The organism is Enterobacter cloacae complex sp. IR5402 (genome assembly GCF_049238125.1).
Taxonomy (GTDB): Bacteria; Pseudomonadota; Gammaproteobacteria; order Enterobacterales; family Enterobacteriaceae; genus Enterobacter; species Enterobacter hormaechei_C.
On sequence record NZ_JBMKHO010000002.1, the window covers coordinates 250,324 to 275,368 of the forward strand.

The 25,045-nt window shown below is 59.0% G+C and carries 23 protein-coding genes; 18 read left to right on the plus strand and 5 right to left on the minus strand.

Going from position 1 to position 25,045, the window contains the following annotated elements; genetic code table 11:
- The first annotated feature begins 2 nt into the window (after positions 1 to 2).
- The 10 genes from nuoE to nuoN all read left to right on the plus strand — a co-directional run bounded on the left by nuoE (position 3) and on the right by nuoN (position 11,917).
- Complete coding sequence (nuoE, locus tag ACOTXL_RS04490) at positions 3 to 503, plus strand: NADH-quinone oxidoreductase subunit NuoE (RefSeq protein WP_003861486.1); 501 nt, start codon at positions 3 to 5, stop codon at positions 501 to 503.
- Positions 500 to 1,837, plus strand: a complete 1,338-nt coding sequence (gene nuoF, locus ACOTXL_RS04495; RefSeq protein ID WP_003861487.1) for an NADH-quinone oxidoreductase subunit NuoF — start codon at positions 500 to 502, stop codon at positions 1,835 to 1,837. The genes nuoE and nuoF overlap by 4 nt, the downstream gene beginning before the upstream one ends.
- Positions 1,838 to 1,891: 54 nt before the next feature.
- Positions 1,892 to 4,615, plus strand: coding sequence for an NADH-quinone oxidoreductase subunit NuoG (nuoG, locus tag ACOTXL_RS04500; protein WP_045345836.1), 2,724 nt, complete (start codon positions 1,892 to 1,894; stop codon positions 4,613 to 4,615).
- Positions 4,612 to 5,589 carry an NADH-quinone oxidoreductase subunit NuoH gene (nuoH, locus tag ACOTXL_RS04505; protein WP_003861490.1) on the plus strand — a complete coding sequence of 326 codons (978 nt, stop codon included), beginning with the start codon at positions 4,612 to 4,614 and terminating at the stop codon, positions 5,587 to 5,589. Before nuoG ends, nuoH begins: the two co-directional genes overlap by 4 nt.
- A 14-nt stretch (positions 5,590 to 5,603) precedes the next feature.
- Entirely contained in the window at positions 5,604 to 6,146 is a 543-nt protein-coding gene (nuoI, locus tag ACOTXL_RS04510) for an NADH-quinone oxidoreductase subunit NuoI (protein WP_003861491.1), read from the plus strand.
- Between the two features lie 10 nt (positions 6,147 to 6,156).
- A complete protein-coding gene (gene nuoJ / locus ACOTXL_RS04515; RefSeq protein ID WP_003861493.1) occupies positions 6,157 to 6,711 on the plus strand; it encodes an NADH-quinone oxidoreductase subunit J in 555 nt (184 codons plus the stop codon).
- Positions 6,708 to 7,010, plus strand: a complete 303-nt coding sequence (gene nuoK / locus ACOTXL_RS04520; RefSeq protein ID WP_003861496.1) for an NADH-quinone oxidoreductase subunit NuoK — start codon at positions 6,708 to 6,710, stop codon at positions 7,008 to 7,010. Before nuoJ ends, nuoK begins: the two co-directional genes overlap by 4 nt.
- On the plus strand, positions 7,007 to 8,848 hold the full coding sequence (gene nuoL, locus ACOTXL_RS04525) for an NADH-quinone oxidoreductase subunit L (protein WP_003861497.1): 1,842 nt from the start codon (positions 7,007 to 7,009) through the stop codon (positions 8,846 to 8,848). Before nuoK ends, nuoL begins: the two co-directional genes overlap by 4 nt.
- Positions 8,849 to 8,923: 75 nt before the next feature.
- A complete protein-coding gene (gene nuoM / locus ACOTXL_RS04530; protein WP_003861498.1) occupies positions 8,924 to 10,453 on the plus strand; it encodes an NADH-quinone oxidoreductase subunit M in 1,530 nt (509 codons plus the stop codon).
- 6 nt (positions 10,454 to 10,459) lie between these two features.
- Complete coding sequence (gene nuoN, locus ACOTXL_RS04535) at positions 10,460 to 11,917, plus strand: NADH-quinone oxidoreductase subunit NuoN (protein WP_003861500.1); 1,458 nt, start codon at positions 10,460 to 10,462, stop codon at positions 11,915 to 11,917.
- A gap of 163 nt (positions 11,918 to 12,080) precedes the next feature.
- Here nuoN and ACOTXL_RS04540 read toward each other — a convergent pair whose 3' ends face one another.
- A complete protein-coding gene (locus ACOTXL_RS04540) occupies positions 12,081 to 13,085 on the minus strand; it encodes a chemotaxis protein (RefSeq protein WP_003859465.1) in 1,005 nt (334 codons plus the stop codon).
- 64 nt (positions 13,086 to 13,149) lie between these two features.
- A complete protein-coding gene (rbn, locus tag ACOTXL_RS04545; RefSeq protein WP_045350226.1) occupies positions 13,150 to 14,067 on the minus strand; it encodes a ribonuclease BN in 918 nt (305 codons plus the stop codon).
- A 71-nt stretch (positions 14,068 to 14,138) separates the two neighbouring features.
- On the opposite strand from rbn, the gene ACOTXL_RS04550 reads away from it, so the two are divergent.
- From ACOTXL_RS04550 to menE, 8 genes are all read left to right on the plus strand, one after another.
- The gene (locus ACOTXL_RS04550) at positions 14,139 to 14,603 is read left to right on the plus strand and encodes a GNAT family N-acetyltransferase (RefSeq protein ID WP_023314583.1); all 465 of its coding nucleotides are present in this window, start codon (positions 14,139 to 14,141) and stop codon (positions 14,601 to 14,603) included.
- Positions 14,604 to 14,653: 50 nt separating this feature from the next.
- Positions 14,654 to 14,959: a stress response protein ElaB gene (elaB, locus tag ACOTXL_RS04555; protein ID WP_017693006.1), complete on the plus strand. Its 306-nt coding sequence runs from the start codon at positions 14,654 to 14,656 to the stop codon at positions 14,957 to 14,959.
- A gap of 86 nt (positions 14,960 to 15,045) precedes the next feature.
- A complete protein-coding gene (menF, locus tag ACOTXL_RS04560; protein ID WP_003859458.1) occupies positions 15,046 to 16,341 on the plus strand; it encodes an isochorismate synthase MenF in 1,296 nt (431 codons plus the stop codon).
- Positions 16,342 to 16,429: 88 nt separating this feature from the next.
- Positions 16,430 to 18,100 carry a 2-succinyl-5-enolpyruvyl-6-hydroxy-3-cyclohexene-1-carboxylic-acid synthase gene (gene menD, locus ACOTXL_RS04565; RefSeq protein ID WP_032609736.1) on the plus strand — a complete coding sequence of 557 codons (1,671 nt, stop codon included), beginning with the start codon at positions 16,430 to 16,432 and terminating at the stop codon, positions 18,098 to 18,100.
- Positions 18,097 to 18,873 carry a 2-succinyl-6-hydroxy-2,4-cyclohexadiene-1-carboxylate synthase gene (gene menH / locus ACOTXL_RS04570; protein WP_045350228.1) on the plus strand — a complete coding sequence of 259 codons (777 nt, stop codon included), beginning with the start codon at positions 18,097 to 18,099 and terminating at the stop codon, positions 18,871 to 18,873. Before menD ends, menH begins: the two co-directional genes overlap by 4 nt.
- On the plus strand, positions 18,870 to 19,727 hold the full coding sequence (gene menB, locus ACOTXL_RS04575) for a 1,4-dihydroxy-2-naphthoyl-CoA synthase (protein ID WP_023314580.1): 858 nt from the start codon (positions 18,870 to 18,872) through the stop codon (positions 19,725 to 19,727). Before menH ends, menB begins: the two co-directional genes overlap by 4 nt.
- Positions 19,727 to 20,692: an o-succinylbenzoate synthase gene (gene menC, locus ACOTXL_RS04580; protein WP_045350229.1), complete on the plus strand. Its 966-nt coding sequence runs from the start codon at positions 19,727 to 19,729 to the stop codon at positions 20,690 to 20,692. The genes menB and menC overlap by 1 nt, the downstream gene beginning before the upstream one ends.
- Positions 20,689 to 22,050 carry an o-succinylbenzoate--CoA ligase gene (menE, locus tag ACOTXL_RS04585; protein ID WP_045345843.1) on the plus strand — a complete coding sequence of 454 codons (1,362 nt, stop codon included), beginning with the start codon at positions 20,689 to 20,691 and terminating at the stop codon, positions 22,048 to 22,050. The genes menC and menE overlap by 4 nt, the downstream gene beginning before the upstream one ends.
- Here the strand turns inward: menE and ACOTXL_RS04590 are convergent, their stop codons facing one another.
- The 3 genes from ACOTXL_RS04590 to ACOTXL_RS04600 are packed head-to-tail and all read right to left on the minus strand — an operon-like array spanning position 22,051 to position 25,000.
- Entirely contained in the window at positions 22,051 to 23,565 is a 1,515-nt protein-coding gene (locus tag ACOTXL_RS04590; RefSeq protein ID WP_003859445.1) for a tripartite tricarboxylate transporter permease, read from the minus strand.
- Positions 23,566 to 23,576: 11 nt separating this feature from the next.
- Positions 23,577 to 24,008, minus strand: a complete 432-nt coding sequence (locus ACOTXL_RS04595) for a tripartite tricarboxylate transporter TctB family protein (protein WP_003859443.1) — start codon at positions 24,006 to 24,008, stop codon at positions 23,577 to 23,579.
- Between the two features lie 11 nt (positions 24,009 to 24,019).
- Entirely contained in the window at positions 24,020 to 25,000 is a 981-nt protein-coding gene (locus ACOTXL_RS04600; RefSeq protein ID WP_023314576.1) for a Bug family tripartite tricarboxylate transporter substrate binding protein, read from the minus strand.
- Positions 25,001 to 25,045: the final 45 nt, after the last annotated feature.

The following is a 25,045-nucleotide window of genomic DNA, read 5'->3' on the forward strand; positions in this document are numbered from 1 at the left end:
TTATGCACGAGAATCAACAACCACAAACCGAGGCTTTTGAGCTGAGTGAAGCAGAGCGTGCCGCCATTGAGCACGAGATGCACCACTACGAAGACCCGCGTGCGGCGTCCATTGAAGCGCTGAAAATCGTACAGAAACAGCGTGGTTGGGTGCCAGATGGGGCGATCTATGCGATCGCAGAAGTGCTGGGCATTCCGGCAAGTGACGTAGAAGGCGTAGCCACGTTCTACAGCCAGATTTTCCGTCAGCCGGTAGGCCGCCATGTGATCCGCTACTGTGACAGCGTGGTCTGCCACATCACCGGTTATCAGGGCATTCAGGCTGCGATTGAGAAGAAACTCAATATTAAGCCGGGCCAGACCACCTTCGACGGACGTTTTACTCTGCTGCCAACCTGCTGCCTGGGTAACTGCGACAAGGGGCCGACCATGATGATTGATGAGGACACTCACAGCCATCTGACGCCGGAAGCGATTCCTGACCTGCTGGAGCAGTACAAATGAAAACTGTAATTCGTACTGCTGAGACGCATCCGCTGACCTGGCGTCTGCGTGATGACAAACAGCCGGTATGGCTCGACGAATATCAGAGCAAAAACGGCTATGCCGGTGCGCGTAAAGCCCTTGGCGGCATGGCGCCGGACGACATCGTTAACGCGGTGAAAGAGTCTGGCCTGAAAGGCCGCGGTGGTGCGGGCTTCTCCACCGGTCTGAAGTGGAGCCTGATGCCGAAAGATGAATCCATGAACATCCGTTACCTGCTGTGTAACGCCGATGAAATGGAGCCGGGTACCTATAAAGACCGTCTGCTGATGGAACAGCTGCCGCACCTGCTGGTGGAAGGAATGCTGATCTCCGCGTTCGCGCTGAAAGCGTACCGTGGCTACATCTTCCTGCGCGGCGAATACATCGAAGCGGCGGAAAACCTGCGTCGCGCGATTGCCGAAGCCACCGAAGCGGGACTGCTGGGTAAAAACATCCTGGGCACCGGGTTTGACTTCGAGCTGTTCGTGCACACCGGTGCCGGGCGTTATATCTGCGGTGAAGAAACCGCGCTGATTAACTCCCTGGAAGGCCGCCGCGCGAACCCGCGCTCCAAGCCACCGTTCCCGGCAAGCTCCGGCGTGTGGGGTAAACCGACCTGCGTCAACAACGTCGAAACCCTGTGTAACGTCCCGGCGATCCTTGCGAACGGCGTGGAGTGGTATCAGGGCATCTCCTCAAGCAAAGATGCCGGTACCAAGCTGATGGGCTTCTCCGGTCGCGTGAAGAACCCTGGCGTCTGGGAGCTGCCGTTCGGCACCACCGCACGCGAAATTCTTGAAGACTACGCCGGCGGCATGCGCGATGGCCTGAAATTCAAAGCCTGGCAGCCGGGTGGGGCAGGGACGGACTTCCTGACCGAAGCCCACCTTGACCTGCCAATGGAGTTCGAAAGCATTGGTAAAGCAGGTAGCCGTCTGGGTACCGCGCTGGCGATGGCCGTCGACCACGAGATCGGCATGGTATCCCTGGTGCGTAACCTGGAAGAGTTCTTCGCCCGCGAGTCCTGCGGCTGGTGCACACCGTGCCGTGATGGTCTGCCGTGGAGCGTGAAGATCCTGCGTGCTATCGAACGTGGCGAAGGCCAGCCTGGCGATATCGAGACACTTGAGCAACTGTGTCGATTCTTAGGACCGGGTAAAACCTTCTGTGCCCACGCACCGGGCGCCGTCGAGCCGCTGCAAAGCGCGATTAAATATTTCCGCGACGAATTCGAAGCAGGCATCAAGCAGCCGTTCAGCAATACCCATTCGATCAATGGTATTCAGCCGAACCTGCTGAAAGCGCGCTGGTAAAAACAGAATTTTGATTAACGCTCGGTTTCGGCCGAGCCAACTGGAAGCATGCTAATGGCTACGATTCATGTAGACGGCAAAGAATACGAAGTCAACGGGGCGGACAACCTGCTGGAAGCTTGTCTGTCTCTTGGCCTCGATATTCCGTACTTTTGCTGGCATCCGGCGCTGGGCAGCGTCGGTGCTTGCCGCCAGTGTGCGGTGAAGCAATATCAAAACGCGGAAGACACGCGTGGTCGCCTGGTGATGTCCTGTATGACGCCAGCCGCCGAAGGCACCTTTATTTCGATTGATGACGAAGAAGCCAAACAGTTCCGTGAAAGCGTGGTGGAGTGGTTGATGACCAACCACCCGCACGACTGTCCGGTGTGTGAGGAGGGCGGTAACTGCCACCTTCAGGATATGACCGTCATGACCGGTCACAGCTTCCGTCGCTATCGCTTTACCAAACGTACCCACCGTAACCAGGATCTGGGGCCGTTCATCTCTCACGAAATGAACCGCTGCATCGCCTGCTACCGCTGCGTGCGTTACTACAAAGATTATGCAGACGGTCAGGATCTGGGCGTGTATGGCGCGCATGACAACGTCTACTTCGGTCGTCCGGAAGACGGTACGCTTGAAAGTGAATTCTCCGGTAACCTGGTAGAAATCTGTCCGACCGGCGTATTCACGGATAAAACCCACTCTGAACGTTACAACCGTAAATGGGACATGCAGTTTGCGCCAAGCATCTGCCAGCAGTGCTCCCTTGGCTGTAACACCAGCCCGGGTGAACGTTACGGCGAACTGCGTCGTATCGAAAACCGTTACAACGGTACCGTTAACCACTACTTCCTCTGCGACCGCGGTCGTTTCGGCTATGGCTATGTGAACCTGAAAGACCGTCCGCGTCAGCCGGTTCAGCGCCGTGGCGATGACGTCATTACCCTCAACGCTGAGCAGGCGATGCAGGGCGCGGCAGATATTCTGCGTCAGTCGAAGAAAGTGATCGGCATTGGCTCCCCGCGTGCCAGCATCGAAAGCAACTTCGCGCTGCGCGAGCTGGTTGGAGCGGAAAACTTCTACACCGGTATCGCCCAGGGCGAGCAGGAACGTCTCCAGCTGGTGCTGAAAGTGCTGCGTGAAGGCGGTGTTCACACGCCTGCGCTGCGCGAAATCGAATCCTATGATGCGGTTCTGGTGCTCGGGGAAGACCTGACGCAGACCGGTGCACGCGCGGCCCTGGCGGTTCGTCAGGCGGTGAAAGGCAAAGCACGTGAAATGGCAGCGGCGCAGAAAGTGGCTGACTGGCAGATTGCGGCCATTCTCAACATTGGTCAGCGCGCGAAGCATCCTCTGTTTGTGACTAACGTCGACAACACCCGTCTGGACGATATTGCGGCGTGGACCTACTGCGCGCCGGTTGAAGATCAGGCGCGTCTTGGCTTTGCCATTGCCCACGCGCTGGACAACAACTCACCGGCCGTTGAGCTGGATCGCGACCTGCAAAACAAGGTCGACGTGATTGTTCAGGCGCTGGCGGGGGCGAAGAAACCTCTGATTATTTCCGGTACCAACGCCGGTAGCGCTGAAATCATTCAGGCCGCAGCGAACGTTGCCAAAGCCCTGAAGGGACGCGGCGCTGACGTTGGTGTGACCATGATTGCCCGTGCGGTGAACAGCATCGGTCTGGGTATGATTGGCGGCGGCTCGCTGGAAGACGCGTTAAGCGAACTGGAATCCGGTGCCGCTGACGCCGTTGTGGTGCTGGAAAATGACCTGCATCGCCACGCTTCCGCCGCGCGTGTTGACGCCGCGCTCTCCAGAGCGCCGCTGGTGATGGTTATCGACCATCAGCGCACCGCGATCATGGACAAAGCGCATCTCGTACTCTCTGCGGCAAGCTTCGCAGAAAGTGACGGGACGGTGATCAACAACGAAGGCCGCGCACAGCGTTTCTTCCAGGTTTATGACCCGGCCTACTACGACAGCAACACCGTGATGCTGGAAAGCTGGCGCTGGCTGCACTCTCTGCACAGCACCGTGCAGAGCCGTGAAGTGGACTGGACGCAGCTCGACCACGTTATCGACGCGGTTGTTGAGAAACTGCCTCAGCTGGCGGGTATTAAAGATGCCGCGCCGGACGCAAGCTTCCGCATTCGCGGCCAGAAACTGGCGCGTGAGCCGCACCGCTACAGCGGTCGTACCGCGATGCGCGCCAACATCAGCGTGCACGAACCGCGTCAGCCGCAGGATAAAGACACCATGTTCGCCTTCTCGATGGAAGGGAACAACCAGCCGTCTGCGCCGCGTTCGCAAATCCCGTTTGCATGGGCACCGGGCTGGAACTCCCCGCAGGCATGGAACAAATTCCAGGCTGAAGTGGGCGGTCACCTGCGCCACGGCGATCCAGGCGTGCGTCTGATTGAAGCCTCCGAAACCGGTCTGGACTTCTTCACCACCGTTCCGGCGAGCTTCCAGGCGCAGGAAGGTCACTGGCGCATTGCACCGTACTACCATCTGTTCGGTAGCGACGAAATGTCCCAGCGTTCTCCGGTATTCCAGCAGCGTATGCCGCAGCCGTACATCAAGCTCAACCCGGCGGATGCCGCGAAGCTTGGCGTTAACGCGGGTGCGAACATTGCCTTTAGCTACGACGGCCAGACAATCAGCCTGCCGCTGATTATTTCTGAACGCCTGTCAGCAGGGCAGGTGGGTCTGCCGATGGGTATGCCTGGCATCGCGCCGGTCCTGGCGGGTGCGCATCTTGATAACCTTCAGGAGGCAAAAGCATGAGTTGGTTAACGCCGGATCTTATCGACATCCTGCTGAGCATTCTGAAAGCGGTTGTGATTCTGCTGGTGGTGGTCACCTGCGGCGCGTTCATGAGCTTTGGTGAACGTCGTCTGCTCGGTCTGTTCCAGAACCGTTACGGACCGAACCGCGTGGGCTGGGGTGGTTCACTCCAGCTGGTGGCGGACATGATCAAGATGTTCTTTAAAGAGGACTGGGTTCCGCGCTTCTCGGACCGCGTGATCTTTACGCTGGCGCCGATGATCGCCTTCACCTCGCTGCTGCTGGCGTTTGCTATCGTTCCGGTCAGCCCGACCTGGGTGGTCGCTGACCTGAACATCGGCATTCTGTTCTTCCTGATGATGGCAGGCCTCGCGGTCTACGCGGTGCTGTTCGCAGGCTGGTCCAGTAACAACAAATACTCGCTGCTGGGTGCGATGCGTGCTTCCGCGCAGACGCTGAGCTACGAAGTGTTCCTGGGTCTCTCCCTGATGGGCGTGGTGGCGCAGGCCGGTTCATTTAACATGACCGACATCGTCAACAACCAGGCCGACATCTGGAACGTTATCCCGCAGTTCTTTGGGTTTATTACCTTTGCCATCGCGGGCGTGGCGGTGTGTCACCGTCACCCGTTTGACCAGCCAGAAGCCGAACAGGAACTGGCCGACGGTTACCACATTGAATATTCCGGTATGAAGTTCGGTCTGTTCTTCGTGGGCGAGTACATCGGTATCGTCACCATTTCGGCGTTGATGGTAACGCTGTTCTTTGGTGGCTGGCATGGCCCGTTCTTACCGCCGTTCATCTGGTTCGCGCTGAAAACCGCGTTCTTCATGATGATGTTCATTTTGATTCGCGCAGCGTTACCGCGTCCGCGTTATGACCAGGTAATGTCCTTCGGCTGGAAAGTGTGCCTGCCGCTGACGCTCGTCAACTTGTTGGTAACGGCGGCTGTCATTCTCTGGCAGCAGCCATAAGGGGCTTTGAGATCATGACCTTAAAAGAATTATTGGTAGGTTTCGGCACCCAGGTACGCAGTATCTGGATGATCGGCCTGCATGCGTTTGCCAAACGCGAAACCCGGATGTACCCGGAAGAGCCGGTATATCTGCCGCCGCGCTACCGTGGACGTATCGTGCTGACGCGCGACCCGGACGGTTCCGAGCGTTGCGTTGCCTGTAACCTGTGTGCGGTAGCGTGTCCGGTGGGCTGTATCTCTCTGCAAAAAGCAGAGACGGTAGACGGCCGCTGGTATCCTGAGTTCTTCCGCATCAACTTCTCACGCTGCATTTTCTGCGGTCTGTGTGAAGAAGCGTGCCCAACCACGGCGATTCAGCTGACTCCAGACTTTGAGCTGGGTGAGTACAAGCGTCAGGACCTGGTGTACGAGAAAGAGGATCTGCTGATTTCCGGTCCGGGCAAATACCCGGAATATAACTTCTACCGGATGGCGGGTATGGCAATCGACGGCAAAGATAAGGGCGAAGCAGAGAACGAAGCCAAGCCTATCGACGTCAAGAGCCTGTTACCGTAAGGAGAGGGCAATGGAATTCGCTTTTTATATCTGTGGCCTTATCGCCATCCTGGCTACGCTGCGAGTGATCACGCACACCAATCCGGTGCATGCGCTGCTGTATTTAATCATCTCGCTGCTGGCTATTTCCGGGGTGTTCTTTGCGCTGGGCGCGCACTTCGCCGGTGCGCTGGAAATCATCGTCTACGCCGGGGCCATCATGGTGCTGTTCGTGTTCGTGGTGATGATGCTCAACCTGGGCGGCTCTGAAATTGAGCAGGAACGTCAGTGGTTAAAACCGCAGGTGTGGATTGGCCCGGCGATTCTGTCGGCCATCATGCTGGCGGTGATTGTTTACGCCATTCTGGGCGTCAACGACCAGGGTATCGACGGGACGCCAATCAGCGCGAAAGCCGTGGGTATCACCCTGTTTGGTCCGTACGTTCTGGCGGTTGAGCTGGCCTCGATGCTGCTGCTGGCGGGTCTGGTTGTGGCCTTCCACGTTGGCCGCGAAGAGCGTGTCGGCGAGGTGCTGAGCAACCGCACTGACGACCGCGCGAAAAGAAAAACGGAGGAACGCGCATGATCCCCTTAACACATGGACTGATCCTCGCTGCGATTTTATTCGTTCTGGGCTTAACCGGTCTGGTTATCCGCCGCAATCTGCTGTTTATGCTGATCGGTCTGGAAATCATGATCAACGCTTCCGCGCTGGCCTTTGTGGTCGCCGGCAGCTACTGGGGCCAGACCGATGGTCAGGTGATGTACATTCTCGCCATCAGCCTCGCGGCTGCTGAAGCGAGTATTGGCCTGGCGCTGTTGCTACAGCTCCATCGTCGCCGCCAGAACCTGAACATCGATTCAGTAAGTGAGTTGCGTGGATGAACATGCTTGCCTTAACCATTATTTTTCCGCTGATTGGCTTCGTGCTGCTGGCGTTTTCTCGCGGCCGCTGGTCTGAGAATCTGTCTGCCACCGTGGGCATTGGCTCTATCGGCCTGGCTGCGCTGGTCACAGCGTATGCGGGTATCGACTTCTTTAACAATGGACGTCAGGCCTACAGCGTACCGCTGTGGAACTGGATGTCGGTCGGTAACTTCAACATCGGTTTCAACCTGGTGCTGGATGGTCTGTCTCTGACCATGCTCTCCGTGGTCACCGGCGTCGGCTTCCTGATCCACATGTTCGCCTCCTGGTACATGCGCGGTGAAGAGGGATACTCCCGCTTCTTCGCCTACACCAACCTGTTTATCGCCAGCATGGTGGTTCTGGTGCTGGCCGATAACCTGCTGCTGATGTATCTGGGCTGGGAAGGCGTGGGTCTGTGCTCTTACCTGCTGATCGGTTTCTACTACACCGATCCGAAGAATGGCGCAGCGGCCATGAAAGCGTTCGTCGTGACCCGCGTGGGTGACGTCTTCCTCGCTTTCGCGCTGTTCATTCTCTACAACGAACTGGGCACGCTGAACTTCCGCGAAATGGTGGAACTGGCGCCGGCGCACTTCGAAGCAGGCAACAACATGCTGTGGTGGGCAACGCTGATGCTGCTGGGTGGCGCCGTGGGTAAATCCGCGCAGCTGCCGTTGCAGACATGGCTGGCCGACGCGATGGCGGGTCCAACCCCTGTCTCCGCGCTGATCCACGCCGCGACCATGGTTACCGCCGGTGTCTACCTGATTGCGCGTACCCATGGCCTGTTCCTGATGACCCCGGAAATTCTGCATCTGGTGGGTATTGTCGGTGCGGTTACGCTGGTGCTGGCAGGCTTTGCCGCGCTGGTGCAGACCGACATCAAACGCGTTCTCGCGTACTCCACCATGAGCCAGATTGGTTACATGTTCCTGGCGCTGGGCGTTCAGGCGTGGGACGCAGCCATTTTCCACCTGATGACGCACGCGTTCTTTAAAGCGCTGCTGTTCCTCTCATCCGGTTCGGTGATCCTGGCCTGCCACCACGAGCAGAACATCTTCAAAATGGGCGGACTGCGTAAGTCCATCCCGCTGGTCTATGTCTGCTTCCTGGTGGGCGGCGCGGCGCTGGCGGCACTGCCGCTGATTACCGCGGGCTTCTTCAGTAAGGACGAAATCCTTGCGGGCGCCATGGCGAATGGTCATATCAATCTGATGGTTGCGGGTCTGGTCGGTGCGTTCATGACCTCCCTGTACACCTTCCGTATGATTTTCATCGTCTTCCACGGTAAAGAACAAATTCACGCTCACGCAGGGAAGGGGATTACCCACCACCTGCCGCTGATTGTTCTGCTGGTCCTGTCCACCTTCGTTGGCGCGATGATTGTGCCACCGTTGCAGGGTGTACTGCCGGCAACAACCGAGCTTGAGCACGGTCGCGTTCTGACGCTTGAAATCACCTCCGGCGTAGTGGCTATAGCGGGCATCCTGATTGCCGCATGGCTGTGGCTGGGCAAACGCACGCTGGTAACTGCCGTTGCCAACAGCGCGCCGGGCCGTCTGCTGGGCACCTGGTGGTACAACGCGTGGGGCTTCGACTGGCTGTACGACATGATCTTCGTGAAGCCGTTCCTGGGCATTGCGTGGCTGCTGAAGCGCGATCCACTGAACAGCCTGATGAATATCCCGGCGATCCTCTCTCGCTTTGCAGGTAAAGGCCTGCTGTTTAGCGAGAACGGTTATCTGCGCTGGTATGTGGCGTCCATGAGCATCGGTGCGGTTGTCGTGCTGGCGCTGCTGATGGTGTTGCGTTGATCGTAAAGTGAATTTTATTCGATTCGTTGAAAATCAGGCCCCTGCTGGGGGCCTTAAAAAGGAATGTAAATCGCCATGTTACTACCCTGGCTAATATTAATTCCCTTCATCGGCGGCTTCCTGTGCTGGCAGACCGAACGCTTTGGCGTGAAGATGCCGCGCTGGATCGCGCTGATCACCATGGGATTGACGCTCGCGCTTGGCCTGCAACTGTGGTTGCAGGGTGGCTACTCACTGACCCAGTCTGCGGGCCTTCCGCAGTGGCAGTCTGAGTTTATCCTGCCGTGGATCCCACGTTTCGGTATCACGATCCACCTCGCGATTGACGGTCTGTCGCTGCTGATGGTGGTGCTGACCGGTCTGCTCGGCGTTCTGGCGGTACTTTGCTCCTGGCGAGAAATCGAAAAATACCAGGGCTTCTTCCACCTGAACCTGATGTGGATCCTGGGCGGCGTGATCGGCGTGTTCCTGGCCATCGACATGTTCCTGTTCTTCTTCTTCTGGGAGATGATGCTGGTGCCGATGTACTTCCTGATCGCGCTGTGGGGTCACAAGGCATCCGACGGTAAAACGCGTATCACGGCGGCCACCAAGTTCTTCATCTATACCCAGGCGAGTGGTCTGGTGATGCTGATTGCCATCCTGGCGCTGGTGTTTGTGCATTACAACGCGACCGGTGTCTGGACCTTCAACTACGAAGACCTGCTGAAGACCCCGATGTCCCACGGCGTGGAATACCTGCTGATGCTGGGCTTCTTTATCGCCTTCGCGGTTAAAATGCCGGTGGTTCCGCTGCATGGCTGGCTGCCAGACGCGCACTCTCAGGCGCCAACGGCAGGTTCCGTTGACCTGGCGGGCATCTTGCTGAAAACCGCGGCTTACGGTCTGCTGCGTTTCTCCCTGCCGCTGTTCCCGAACGCCTCCGCAGAGTTCGCGCCGATTGCCATGTGGCTGGGCGTGATCGGTATCTTCTACGGTGCATGGATGGCCTTCACGCAGTACGACATCAAACGTCTGATTGCTTACACCTCCGTTTCCCACATGGGCTTCGTGCTGATTGCCATCTACACCGGCAGCCAGCTGGCGTACCAGGGCGCGGTTATCCAGATGATTGCGCACGGCCTGTCCGCTGCCGGTCTCTTCATCCTGTGTGGTCAGCTGTACGAACGTCTCCATACCCGCGACATGCGTATGATGGGCGGTCTGTGGGGCAAAATGAAATGGCTGCCGGCGCTCTCCATGTTCTTCGCGGTGGCGACTCTGGGTATGCCGGGTACCGGTAACTTCGTCGGCGAGTTTATGATCCTGTTCGGCAGCTTCAACGTGGTACCGACGATCACCGTCATCTCCACCTTTGGTCTGGTGTTTGCCTCCGTGTACTCGCTGGCGATGCTGCACCGCGCTTACTTCGGTAAAGCGAAGAGTGAAATTGCTGCACAAGAATTGCCGGGGATGTCGCTGCGAGAGCTGTTCATCATCCTGCTGCTGGTCGTACTGCTGGTGCTGTTGGGCTTCTATCCGCAGCCGATTCTGGATACCTCGCACTCCGCGATGGGTAACATCCAGCAGTGGTTTGTTAATTCTGCTTCTACTACAAGGCCGTAATTCGCCATGACAATAACTCCACAACAACTGATCGCGCTGCTACCGCTGCTGATCGTCGGATTGACGGTGGTGGTTGTGATGCTCTCCATTGCGTGGCGACGCAATCACTTCCTGAATGCGACCCTGTCCGTTCTGGGTCTGAACGCTGCGTTAGTCTCCCTCTGGTTTGTTGGCCAGGCGGGAGCGATGGACGTCACGCCGCTGATGCGCGTTGACGGCTACGCCATGCTCTACACCGGTCTGGTGCTGCTGGCGAGCCTGGCAACCTGTACCTTTGCGTACCCGTGGCTCGAAGGATACAACGACAACAAAGAAGAGTTTTACCTGCTGGTACTGATTGCTGCACTGGGCGGCATTCTGCTGGCGAACGCGAACCACATGGCCGCGCTGTTCCTTGGTATTGAGTTGATCTCACTGCCGCTGTTCGGCCTGATTGGTTACGCCTTCCGTCAGAAGCGCTCTCTGGAAGCGGCTATCAAGTACACCATTCTGTCTGCTGCCGCGTCGTCGTTCCTGCTGTTCGGTATCGCGCTGCTGTATGCACAGACGGGTAACCTCTCCTTCCTGGCCATCGGTAAGAGCCTCGGCGACGGCATGATGCATGAGCCGCTGCTGCTGGCGGGTCTGGGCATGATGATTGTTGGCCTTGGCTTTAAACTCTCTCTGGTTCCGTTCCACCTGTGGACGCCAGACGTCTACCAGGGTGCGCCTGCACCGGTCTCTACCTTCCTGGCGACGGCGAGTAAAATCGCTATCTTCGGCGTGGTTATGCGTCTGTTCCTGTACGCCCCGGTGGGTGACAGCGAAGCGGTTCGCGTGGTGCTGGGCATTATCGCGTTCGTTTCTATCATCTTCGGTAACCTGATGGCGCTGAGCCAGACCAACATCAAGCGTCTGCTGGGCTACTCCTCTATCTCCCATCTGGGTTACCTGCTGGTGGCGCTGATTGCGCTGCAAAGCGGTGAGATGTCGATGGAAACCGTGGGTGTGTATCTGGCCGGTTACCTGTTCAGCAGCCTCGGCGCGTTCGGCGTGGTGAGCCTGATGTCCAGCCCGTACCGTGGCCCGGATGCAGATTCCCTGTTCTCCTACCGTGGACTGTTCTGGCACCGTCCGATTCTGTCTGCGGTAATGACCGTGATGATGCTCTCTCTGGCGGGTATCCCGATGACGCTGGGCTTTATCGGTAAGTTCTACGTGCTGGCCGTCGGTGTGCAGGCGGGTCTGTGGTGGCTGACGGCGGGTGTCGTTATCGGCTCCGCGATTGGTCTCTACTACTACCTGCGCGTAGCGGTGAGCCTGTACCTGAGCGCGCCTCAGCAGCTCAACCGCGATGCGCCGTCCAACTGGCAGTACAGCGCCGGCGGTATCGTGGTGCTAATCTCCGCGCTGCTGGTGCTGATCTTCGGTATCTATCCGCAGCCGCTGATTGATATCGTGCAGCGAGCGATGCCGCTGATGTAAAAATAAAAAACCCGCCTCGGCGGGTTTTTTATTGTTTTCTCCCTCTCCCCGTGGGAGAGGGCCGGGGTGAGGGCACCAGCCCGCACAGAGTAAAATATGCCCAGGGCGCTACGCTTGCAGGGCCTACGGGTCTTGTAGGTCGGGTAAGCGAAGCGCCACCCGACTAAGCTAACTGCTTCCTGCTTATAAGCGGCCCTTCAATCTTCTTCATCGAGCGGTCCAGCACCTCTTCAATCACCGACGATAGCTCATTTAGCTCAAACTTCGCCACATAGCCGTCCGCCTTCACTTTGCGAATATGATCTTCGTTCGCGTTGCCGGAAAGAGACGAGTGGATCACCACCGGAATATCTTTCAGTACCGGGTCGGTTTTGATTTTGCGCGTCAGCGTAAAGCCGTCCATCTCCGGCATTTCGAGGTCGGTCAATACCAGGGCAATCTTATCGGTAACGGGGACGCCCTCAGCCTGAGCCTGCGCGGCCAACTGAGTGATTTTCTCCCACGCGTCTTTGCCGGTGATATGCAGCTGGGCCGGGATCTCCATCGCCTGCAATCCCTTCTCCAGCATTGAGCGCGCCACTTTCGAATCTTCTGCAACAATCGCGACAGAGCCAGGCTTGATGTTAAATTTGGTGGTTTCCAGATGGGTGGCGTGCAGATCGTGGTTCGCCGGGGTGATGTCGTACAGGATCTGCTCCACGTCCAGCACCATCGCCAGATCGTTGGTATCCGTCTTCTCGTCCAGGCAGGCAATGCTGGTAATGTAGCGACCGCTGACGGCAGTTTCCGCAGCATGCACCTGCTTCCAGTCCAGACGCATGATGTTTTCCACCGATTCCACAGCAAACGCCTGCACGCTGCGGGCATATTCGGTGATCAGCAGGATGTTCAGCCCGGTGGCTGGCTTGCAGCCGGCGACGGCGGCCAGATCGATCACCGGGATCACCTGGTCGCGAATGTTCACCATCCCCATCAGCGGAGACTTCATTCCCGCCGGTTTGGTGAAGGTCGGCATCGGCACAATTTCGCGCAATTTGAACACGTTGATGCCGAACAGCTCGGATTTATTTTCGTTCAGAGAGGTGCCAAGACGGAACAGCAACAGTTCAAAACGGTTGGACAGGGTCAGGTTCGCCCTGTCATCAATATCTTTCTGGAAATTATCCATTCTACCCTCAAGAGAAATGCTGGCCTTTTAATCGTTATCGGCACGCTGAGGGAAAAATGAAGGACTAAACGCTGACCTGAGCAAAATCTTCCGCCAGCTCGCATGCCGGAAATACTTCCCGACACTCTGCCAGCAGGCTTTCAGCGCCGCGGACGTCATAGCGTGAGCTGACGTGAGTAACAATCAGTTTTCGGACGCCAGCCTCACGCGCCAGCTGCGCCGCCTGACGCGTTGAGCTGTGCCCCCGGCTGTTGGCTTTTTCTTCCATCGCCGCTTCCAGCGTCGCCTCATGCACCATCACATCTACACCTCTGGCAAGCCTGAGCGCCGAAGAGCAGGGGGCGGTATCCCCAAAAATAGCCAGTTTTTTGCCCGGCTGCGGTGGGGCGAGGTAATCCTGACCGTTGATGACGCGCCCGTCTTCCAGCGTGACGGTCTCGCCGTGCTTCAGACGCTGGAACAGCGGGCCAGGTTTCACTCCATCGGCCTGCAACGCGGCGGCGTTCAGCGCCCCGGGCTTGTCATGCTCCTCAACGCGATAGCCGTAGCATTCCACCGGATGGTTAAGCGGGTAAGCGCGCACCAGGTAATCTCCGTCATCGAACACCAGACCCTCGCCGATCTCTAACACCTCCAGCGGATAATCGGTCCACGAGCCGCTCAGGCGCAGCGTGGTTTCAACGAATTCCTGAATACCCGCGGGGCCATAAATGGTCAGCGGGTTAGCGTTACCGGCCATCGAACGGCTACACAGCAGGCCCGGCAGGCCAAACAGATGGTCGCCGTGTAGATGGGTGATAAATATTTTATCCACTTTCCCCGGGTGGTATGAGGTATGCAGCAGCTGATGCTGCGTACCCTCGCCGCAGTCAAACAGCCACAGCCCACCGCGGGTAGGATGCTTAAGATCCAGCAGAATCGCCGTCACGTTTCGTGAGCGGGTTGGCACCCCGGCGGACGTACCCAGAAAAATCAGTTCCATAACGCAATCAGCCCTTTGCCGAATGGGAAGGGGTTTAGTATAACGTGATGAACCCCAGGAAGGAGAAACACATGATCCAGTGGCAAGATCTACACCACAGCGAACTGACCGTGCAGTCACTCTACGCCCTGCTCAAACTGCGCTGTGAAGTCTTCGTGGTTGAACAAACCTGCCCGTATCAGGATATCGACGGCGATGACCTGGTCGGCGAGAACCGGCACATCCTCGGCTGGCGCGATAACGAGCTGGTGGCGTATGCGAGGATTCTGAAAAGCGAAGAGGAATTTGACCCTGTCGTCATTGGGCGCGTCATTATCAGTGGCCGCGCGCGCGGTGAAAAGCTGGGCTATCAGCTGATGGAAAAAACGCTGGACGCATGCCAGAAACAGTGGCCGGACAAGGCGTTATACCTGGGCGCGCAGGCGCATTTGCAATCATTCTATGGCCATTTTGGTTTTACCCCGGTCACGGACATTTACGACGAAGATGGCATCCCACACATCGGCATGGCACGCGAAGCGAAACAGGCGCAATAGCAAGACGTTGTCTATAGTTACCGGACTGGTGTACTAACATGGAGAAAAAAATGTCATTTCAATCCTGGGATACCCGAGTCGACGACGACCTGACGCTGCTAAGCGAAACGCTGGAAGAAGTGCTGCGCTCTTCAGGCGATCCTGCCGATCAGAAGTACATTGAGCTCAAAGCCCGCGCCGAGCAGGCGCTGCATGACGTGAAAAACCGCGTCAGTAACGCCTCCGACAATTATTACTACCGCGCCAAACAGGCGGTTTATCGTGCCGACGATTATGTGCATGAAAAACCGTGGCAGGGCATTGGGGTCGGTGCGGCCGTAGGGCTGGTGCTGGGTCTGCTGTTAGCCCGTCGTTAAGCCGGTAAACCACTCCCTACACGTGGGTACTGCTATTTATCGTCAGTACCCCGTATAATATAAGGCTTTAACAGGGAGAGGTTCGCGTGCACTCGATTTTCCTCGCGCTGCAAAGCCTGCGCACTCAGCTTGCGCAAGCATTGCCTGCTATACCCGGTTTACGCCATTTCGATGTCTCTTTCCCGTTAAACGACGCCTTCGATCCGCTGGCCTGGCTGGGTGTGCAGCGATGCTATCCTCAGTTTTACTGGCAACAGCGCAGCGGCGATGAAGAACTTGCCGCGCTCGGAAGCCTCGCCCAGTTTGATTCTCTGGCTTCGGCCTCGCGGTTTTTGCATGCCCATGACGTAGCCAATGACACCCGTATCTGCGGCCTGAACGCCTTCAACCCGGCGCAGGGCAAGCTGTTTTTACCGCGCCTTCTCTGGCGACGGTCTGGCGGGGTCGCCACGCTGCGTCTGCAACTGTGGAGCGAAACGTCGCTGCGGGAAGATGCCCGTGAGGCGCTGAATTTTGTCGATAACCTGCGCGACGCCGCGCCGATCCGCCCGTTGTCCGTGCAGATTGTGCAGGAAACCCATCATCCGGAAAAACCGGACTGGCTGGCGTTGATTCGTCAGGCGACGGATACCCTTGCTCGCGGTGATTTTGAGAAAGTGGTGCTCGCACGTGCTACAGACGTTCAGTGCCAGCAGCCCGTGAACGCCATCGCGCTGATGGCTGCAAGCCGCGCGCTAAACCTCAACTGCTATCATTTTTGTATGGTCTTTGACGCCAGCAATGCCTTCCTCGGCTCGACGCCCGAGCGCCTGTGGCGGCGACGCGGCACGCTGCTGCGCACTGAAGCGCTGGCAGGCACCGTCGCCAGCCATTCTGACGATAAGCAGGCCCAGCGTCTGGGCGACTGGCTGATGAACGACGATAAAAATCAGCGGGAAAATATGCTGGTGGTGGAAGATATCTGCCAGCGTCTTCAGCACCATACCCGGACGCTGGAGATCCTGCCTGCGCAGGTGCTGCGTCTGCGCAAGGTGCAGCATTTACGCCGCTGTATCTGGACCGAACTTAAACAGCCTGACGACGAACAGTGTCTGCATATTTTGCAACCGACGGCGGCGGTGGCCGGGCTGCCGCGACAGGCGGCCCGAGAATTTATTGCGAAAGTCGAGCCGTTTGACCGGGAGTGGTACGCCGGTTCGGCGGGCTATTTATCGCGCGATCAGAGCGAATTCTGTGTGGCATTACGCTCCGCCCGCGTTCACAACGCTGCGCTGCGTCTTTATGCGGGGGCGGGCATCGTCAGCGGCTCCGATCCTGAGCAGGAGTGGCAGGAGATCGAAAACAAGGCCGCCGGGCTGCGTTCCCTTCTCCTAAGGGATTAATACTGATTCGTGCAATCCCGATTCATATCAAAATTCTGACTTTTTCTATTATTTATACTGTGTCGCATTCTTGATACTGGACAATCTCATGTCAGTAAGTTCTTTTAACCGACGCTGGGCGGCGGTGATCCTTGAAGCCCTGACCCGTCATGGTGTCAGGCATGTGTGTATTGCCCCGGGCTCTCGCTCCACGCCGCTCACCCTTGCTGCCGCGGAAAACCGGGCTTTTATTCACCACACCCATTTTGATGAGCGTGGTCTGGGCCATCTGGCGCTCGGGCTTGCGAAAGTCAGTAAAGCGCCCGTGGCGGTGATCGTCACCTCCGGCACGGCGGTGGCGAACCTCTATCCGGCGCTGATAGAAGCGGGATTAACCGGCGAAAAGCTGATTTTACTCACCGCCGACCGTCCCCCGGAACTTATCGACTGCGGCGCTAACCAGGCGATTCGTCAGCCTGGCATTTTTGCCTCGCATCCTTCACAGACGGTCTCGTTGCCGCGCCCCACCCAGGACATTCCCGCCAGCTGGCTGGTCTCAACCCTCGACCACGCCATGAACGCACTGCGCAGCGGCGGGCTACACATTAACTGCCCGTTTGCCGAGCCGCTGTACGGTGAAATGAACGATACTGGCCTCGTCTGGCAACAGCAGCTGGGAGACTGGTGGGAGAGCGAAAAACCCTGGCTGCGCGAGCAGACGCATCTGGAAAGCGCTAAACAGCGCGACTGGTTCTTCTGGCGTCAGAAGCGCGGCGTGGTGATAGCCGGGCGGATGAGTGCGGCGGAAGGTAAGCTTGCGGCGGAGTGGGCACAAACGCTTGGCTGGCCGCTGATTGGTGACGTGCTTTCCCAGACGGGCCAGCCGCTGCCCTGCGCCGACCTCTGGCTGGGGAACGCGAAAGCGGTCACCGAGCTGGCGCAGGCGCAGATTGTCGTCCAGCTGGGATCGAGCCTGACGGGGAAGCGTCTGCTCCAGTGGCAGGCCACCTGTACGCCTGAAGAGTACTGGCTGGTGGACCCGCTCGAAGGACGCCTTGACCCGGCGCACCATCGTGGCCGCCGCCTGGTGAGCGATATTAACAGCTGGCTGGAATTGCATCCGGCGGAAAAACGCAAACCCTGGGCGGTGGAGATCCCGGCGCTGTCACGTCAGGCGTGGGAACTCACCAAAGCGCAGTGCGAGGCGTTCAGTGAAGCCGGGCTGGCGCACCGTATCCGCAAATATCTTCCCGAGCAGGGACAACTTTTTGTCGGTAACAGCCTGGTGGTGCGCCTGATTGACGCCTTTTCGCAGCTGCCGGCGGGTTATCCGGTGTACAGCAACCGGGGCGCGAGCGGCATTGACGGCCTGATCTCCACCGCCGCTGGCGTACAGAGGGCCAGCGCGAAATCCACGCTGGCGATTGTGGGGGATCTCTCAGCCCTCTACGATCTCAACGCGCTGGCGCTCCTGCGTCAGGCGTCGGCCCCGTTCGTGCTGATTATTGTGAACAATAACGGCGGGCAGATTTTCTCGTTGCTGCCGACGCCGCAAAGCGAGCGTGAGCGCTTCTATCTGATGCCGCAAAACGTGCAGTTCGAACACGCCGCCGCCATGTTCAGCCTGAAGTACCATCGCCCGGAAAATTGGGACGCGCTGGAGACGGCGCTGAACACCGCCTGGCGGCAGCCTGGCGCGACGCTCATTGAGCTGGTGGTAAACGATGCTGACGGCGCGCAGAAGCTGCAACATCTGCTTGCGCAGGTGAGTCACCTGTGATCCTCGCAGGCGTCTCCCAGCCAGGAAATCCAGGCTACCCCTGGCTGGTTTTCCTGCACGGTTTTTCCGGCGACTGTCGCGAGTGGCAGGCTGTCGGGGCGTCGCTGCATGACTACCCCCGGCTCTACATTGACCTGCCCGGGCACGGTGGTTCAGCGGATACGGGCGTGACGGGGTTTGCAGAGGTAAGTGAATTGCTCTCGCATACCCTTGTTAGTTACAACATACTAAGATACTGGCTCGTGGGGTACTCCCTCGGCGGCCGCATTGCGATGTTCCATGCCTGCCAGCATCCTGCGGGGTTAGACGGGGTGATTGTGGAAGGTGGACACCCGGGCCTGCAAGACGCCGATGCGCGCCAGGCCCGGCTGATCTCTGACCGCCGCTGGGCGTCACGGTTTCGCAGTGAGCCGCTGGAGGCCGTCTTTGCCGACTGGTATCAACAGCCGGTCTTTGCCTCACTTACGGATGATCAGCGCAGGGCGCTGATCGCGCTGCGCAGCCGGAACAACGGCCCGAGGCTGGCAGAGATGCTGGAGGCCACCTCGCTTGCCGTTCAGCCTGATTTACGTCCCGCGCTCATCGCGCGTGATTTTTCTTTTGACTATCTCTATGGCGAACGTGACGGGAAGTTTGCAGCTATCGCCACTGAACTTAACGCCACGCGTCATGCTATCCCTCACGCCGGACACAACGCCCACCGGGACAACCCGGAAGCTGTTGCCGCGAGTCTGGCTCAGATACTGCGTTATCGAACAAAGGACACGCTATGATCTATCCTGATGAACACATGCTTTACGCGCCGGTTGAATGGCAGGACTGCTCCGAAGGCTACACCGACATTCGTTACCACAAATCCGCCGATGGTATCGCCAAAATCACCATCAACCGTCCACAGGTGCGCAACGCGTTTCGTCCGTTGACCGTAAAAGAGATGATCCAGGCGCTGGCGGATGCCCGCTATGACGACACTGTCGGCGTCATCATCCTCACCGGGGAAGGGGAGAAAGCCTTCTGCTCCGGCGGCGATCAGAAAGTCCGCGGTGACTACGGCGGATACCAGGATGATGCGGGCACGCACCACCTGAACGTGCTGGATTTCCAGCGCCAGATCCGCACCTGTCCAAAACCGGTGGTCGCGATGGTGGCAGGGTATTCCATCGGCGGCGGTCACGTGCTGCACATGATGTGTGACCTGACGATCGCGGCGGAAAATGCCATTTTCGGTCAGACTGGCCCGAAAGTCGGCTCTTTCGACGGCGGCTGGGGCGCGTCCTATATGGCGCGCATTGTCGGCCAGAAAAAAGCCCGCGAAATCTGGTTCCTGTGCCGTCAGTACAATGCGCAGGAAGCGCTGGATATGGGGCTGGTTAACACCGTGGTGCCGATCGCCGATCTGGAAAAAGAGACCGTGCGCTGGTGTCGCGAAATGCTGCAAAACAGCCCAATGGCGCTGCGCTGCCTGAAAGCGGCCCTCAACGCCGACTGTGACGGTCAGGCGGGCCTTCAGGAGCTGGCAGGTAACGCCACCATGCTGTTCTATATGACCGAAGAGGGTCAGGAAGGGCGCAACGCGTTCAACGAAAAACGCCAGCCAGACTTCAGCAAATACAAACGGAACCCGTAATGCGTCGCGTGCAGGTTTACCGCTGGCAGATACCGATGGACGCGGGCGTGGTGCTGCGTGAACGGCGGTTAAAAACCCGTGACGGCTTTTTCGTGCACCTCCGGGAGGGCGAGCGGGAAGGGTGGGGCGAGATAGCCCCACTTCCGGGCTTTAGCCTGGAAACGCTCGACGAGGCGCAGGCCGCGCTGATGGCCTGGACGCACGCCTGGCGCGAGGGAGAAGATCCGGCGCTGCCGGACGTTCCTTCCGTCGCGTTCGGCATCAGCTGCGCGCTGGCAGAGCTGGACGGCAGTTTGCCGGAGGCGGCGAACTATCGCGCCGCGCCGCTCTGTACTGGCGATCCGGATGAACTTTTCGCGCTCCTTTCCGCGATGCCTGGCGAGAAGGTGGCGAAAATAAAGGTCGGCCTGTACGAAGCGGTGCGCGACGGGATGGTGGTTAATCTGTTACTGGAAGCCATTCCCGATCTGCACCTGCGCCTGGACGCCAACCGCGCCTGGACACCGCTCAGGGCGCAGCAGTTTGCGAAGTACGTCAACCCGGCGTACCGCAGCCGCATCGCGTTTCTCGAAGAGCCGTGCAAAACGCGCGACGACTCTCGCGCCTTCGCCCGGGAAACCGGCATCGCCATCGCCTGGGATGAGAGCCTGCGCGAAGCCGATTTCGCGTTTGCCGCCGAGCCGGGCGTCAGGGCCGTGGTGATTAAGCCAACGCTGACCGGCAGCCTCGACAAGGTGCGCGAGCAGGTTGCGGCGGCCCATGCCGCAGGGCTGACGGCGGTGATCAGTTCATCCATCGAATCCAGCCTCGGCCTGACGCAGCTGGCGCGCATCGCTGCATGGTTAACGCCGGACACCGTTCCCGGTCTCGATACGCTAAACCTGATGCAGGCCCAGCTGATTCGCCAGTGGCCTGGCAGCACCTTGCCGTGCCTCGACGTCGGGGCGCTGGAGCCATTGCGATGAGTTTTACCGACTGGCCGTGGCGGCACTGGCGCACCCGGCGTGCCGATAAACCCGCGCTGCGTTTAGACGATGTAACGCTCAGTTGGACTCAGCTGGGCAAGCGTATCGATCGTCTGGCAGCCGGTTTTCAGTCTCAGGGCGTTGCTGACGGTGACGGCGTCATGCTGCTCGCCCACAACCACCCGCAGACCCTGCTGGCCTGGCTGGCGCTGCTTCAGTGCGGCGCCCGCATTTTGCCGGTGAACCCTCAGCTTCCCCGTCCGCTGCTGGACGTCCTCCTGCCGCAGATGACCCTGCGTTTTGCGCTGGTGCTTAACGGTGAGTATGACGGTCTGCCCGCGCTGGCATTAAGAGAGGGCGAGGGGCAGGGGGGCGTGACGTGGCGGGCAGAACGACTGGCCTCAATGACGCTCACCTCCGGCTCCACCGGTTTGCCAAAAGCGGCGGTGCACACCTGTGCCGCCCACCTTGCCAGCGCAAAAGGGGTGCTGGCGCTGATGCCTTACGGCGATAGCGACGACTGGCTGCTCTCTCTGCCGCTGTTTCACGTCTCCGGTCAGGGGATTTTGTGGCGCTGGTTACAGGGCGGAGGCCGTCTCACCGTACGCGAAAAACAGCCGCTTGAGCAGGCGCTACAGGGCTGTACCCACGCCTCGCTGGTGCCAACGCAGCTGTGGCGGCTGCTTAATTCACACCATCCCGTCGCGCTGAAAGCCGTGCTGCTCGGCGGGGCGGAAATCCCCGTTGCGCTGACCGAACAGGCGCGCGAGCAGAGGATCCGTACATTCTGCGGCTACGGTCTGACCGAGTTCGCCTCCACCGTCTGCGCCAAAGAGGCCGACGGCGCGCCGGACGTGGGCAGCGCGCTGCCGGGCAGAGACGTTCAGGTGGTAAACGGTGAAGTCTGGATCCGGGCGGAAAGCATGGCGGCGGGCTACTGGCGAGACGGCGCATTATTGCCGCTGGTCAATGCGCAGGGCTGGTTCGCCACCCGCGATCGCGGCGAGTGGCATGACGGACGCCTGACCATTCTGGGCCGAATGGACAATCTCTTTTTCAGCGGCGGAGAAGGGATCCAGCCGGAAGCGCTGGAGCGCGTTATCGCCACGCATCCGCAGGTAAGCCAGGCGTTTGTCGTTCCGCTGGATGATGCTGAGTACGGGCAACGTCCGGTGGCGGTAGTGGAATGCGAGCCGGGCACGGATATCACGCTGCTGCCGGAGTGGGTTCAGGGCAGGCTGGCGCGCTTTGAGCAGCCGGTACACTGGCTGACGCTGCCGTCAGAACTGAAAAATGGCGGGATTAAAATCTCCCGCCAGGCGTTAAAGCAGTGGGTCAATGCCCTGTTGAGGGGCTAATCAGCCGATATCCGGCTGCGGTTTGTGCTGGCGTCGGCGGATCCAGCGCAGCACCGGCGGCACGACAATCACCATAATCGCCATTGCCAGCAGGATCTTCGTTACGCTGCTCTCCCACAGGATCCCCATGTTGCCGTTGCTGATGGAGAGGGCGCGGCGCAGGTTCTGCTCCAGCATTTCCCCCAGCACAAACCCTAAAATCAGCGGCGACATCGGGAAGTGCATCTTGCGCAGAATGTAGCCCAGCACGCCGAGCAGCACCATCAACACCAGGTCGAAGGTGGTGCTGTGCACCGCGTACACCCCAACCGCAGAGACGGCGGCGATGGCCGGGACCAGGAACCACAGGGGAATGGTCAGCATGCGGGTGAACAGGCCGATCAGCGGGATGTTCATTACCAGCAACATCACGTTGGCGATCAGCAGGGCGGCAATTAAACCCCAGACGATATCGGGCTGCTCGGTAAACATCGCCGGACCCGGGGTGATGTTATAGAGCGTCAGCGCGCCCATCATTACCGCCGTGGTGCCGGAGCCCGGCACGCCGAGGGTCAGCATCGGGATAAACGAGCCGCAGGCCGAGGCGTTATTCGCCGCCTCCGGCGCCGCCACGCCGCGGATATCGCCTTTGCCGAAGCTGTCGCTGTTACCGCTCAGCTTTTTCTCGGTCATGTAGGTGATGGCGCTGGCGATAGTAGCCCCCGCGCCGGGCAGAATGCCGACGAAGAAACCGATCACCGACGAACGCAGGGTGGCACCCACACACTGCGCCCCCTCTTTGGCATTAAAGAGCATACGTCCGGTTTTACGCACCAGCGTCTGCCCGCTGCTGGTATGTTCCAGCATCAGTAAGATTTCTGAGACAGAGAACAGACCAATCACCACGACGATAAACTGCACGCCGTCGGAGAGATGAACGCTGTCGAAGGTAAAACGATAAACCCCGGTGTTGGCATCCACGCCGACGGTGGCCAGACTGAGGCCAATCAACGCAGACAAAAACGACTTCAGCGGATTCTGCGCCATCATGCTGCCGAGACAGGCGATGGCGAACACCATCAGGGCAAAATACTCGGCCGGACCAAACGCCAGCGACCACTGGGCCAGCGCCGGGGCGAAGAGGATGATGCCGCCAATGGCGATCAGGGAGCCAAAGAACGAGCTGACGGCGGAAATAGAGAGCGCCACGCCGCCGCGTCCCTGCTGCGCCATTGGATAGCCATCCAGCGCGGTCATAATGGCGGCGGCATCGCCGGGCACGTTAAGCAGAATCGAGGAAATACGCCCCCCGTATTCGCAGCCGATATAAACCGTCGCCAGCAGGATCAGCGCCGATTCCGCAGGCAGGTGCAGCGCAAAGGCCAGCGGCAGTAAAATCGCCACGCCGTTGATAGGTCCAAGGCCCGGCAGCAGGCCGACGATGGTCCCGACGAAACAGCCGATCAGGGCGATCACCAGGTTTTCCGGGGTCATCGCTACCGCGAACCCCTGAGAGAGATAGATCCAGGTATCCATAGCGTGCTCCGTTAGTTAAACCATGCGCCAAGCGGCAGGGTCACGTCCAGCAGGCGGTCGAAGGCGTACCAGAGTAAAATGCCCAGTACGACCCCGGAGATCCCCGCCGCAGGCAGCGAGGCGTTAAATAGTATGCCAATCACCATCGTCAGCAGGGCGGTGGCAATCGGGAAGCCGAGCCATTCAAAGCCCCACGCGTACATCAGCAGGACAATCACCATTACCAGCAGACGTTGCAGCGTTCGGCGTGGCGGCCACTCCACGGTATCCGGATGGCGCAGCAGCAGCGCTACCGAGCAGAGCAGCATCAGGCCGACAATGCCGACGGGAAAGGGGCGTGGCCCCACGGGTTCATAGCTGTATTCGCTGTGGATCTGCCAGGCGACGAACATGCCGCCAATGCAGAGCAGCAGCCATATCCCGGCAAAAATGCGATCGCTCATAGCGCCTCCGGTTATTTCGCCAGACCAAAGGCTTTCGCCTGTACGCGGTAGTCATTCACCTGTTTTTTGACATACTCGTCCAGCTGCTTGCCGTTCAGGTTGAACTCAAACAGCCCGCGCAGATCGCGCTGTTTTTTGAACTCCTCGGTTTGCTGAAGTTTTGCGAAGGTATCCACCCACCACTGGTATTCGGCGTCGGTCACTTTTGGCCCGACGAAGAAGCCGCGGATGATCGGCCAGACCAGGTTATAACCCTGCTCTTTGGCGGTTGGGACGTCTGCCAGCTGGCCCGGCAGACGGTTTTCTGAGAAGACCGCCAGCACACGGATCTTATCCCCGCTCAGGTAGGGCACCATTTCGCTGAGATCGCCCGATACCGCCTGGACGTGATTGCCCATCAGCGCCGTCACCGGCTCGCCGCCGCCTTCAAAGGCCACGTAACGCATCTTGTGCGGATCCACTTTGGCCTGCTGCGCCAGCAGCGCGGCTTTCATCCAGTCCTGGCTGCCAATAGAGGCGCCCGCGCCAATGACCACGCTGTTCGGATCTTTTTCCATGGCGGTCAGCAGATCTTTCAGGGATTTCCACGGAGAGTCCGCGCGCACGGCGATCATGCCGTAATCGGTGCCTACGGTGGCGAGCCAGCGCACGTCATTCACGTCATAACGACCAAATTTCCCCTGTGACAGGTTCAGCAGCGAACCGCCGGAGAACGCCACCACGGTGCCCGCTTCGGCAGGGCGCTGGGCGACGATGGCGTTATAGGCTACCGCGCCCACGCCGCCGGGCATGTAGGTAACGCGCATCGGTTTCTCAATGGCCTTCGTCTCCAGCAGGCTGACCTGAATCAGCTTACAGGTCAGGTCGAAGCCGCCGCCGGGTTTGGCCGGGGCGATACATTCGGTACGGGATGGCGCGTCCTGCGCCTGGACGACAGAGGCACTCAACAGCAATACGCTTGCAGCAAGGGTAGAAAGTAATTGTTTTTTCATCGTTTATCCTCACGCCGGAGAACCGGGAGTACGGGTACGGGTGTC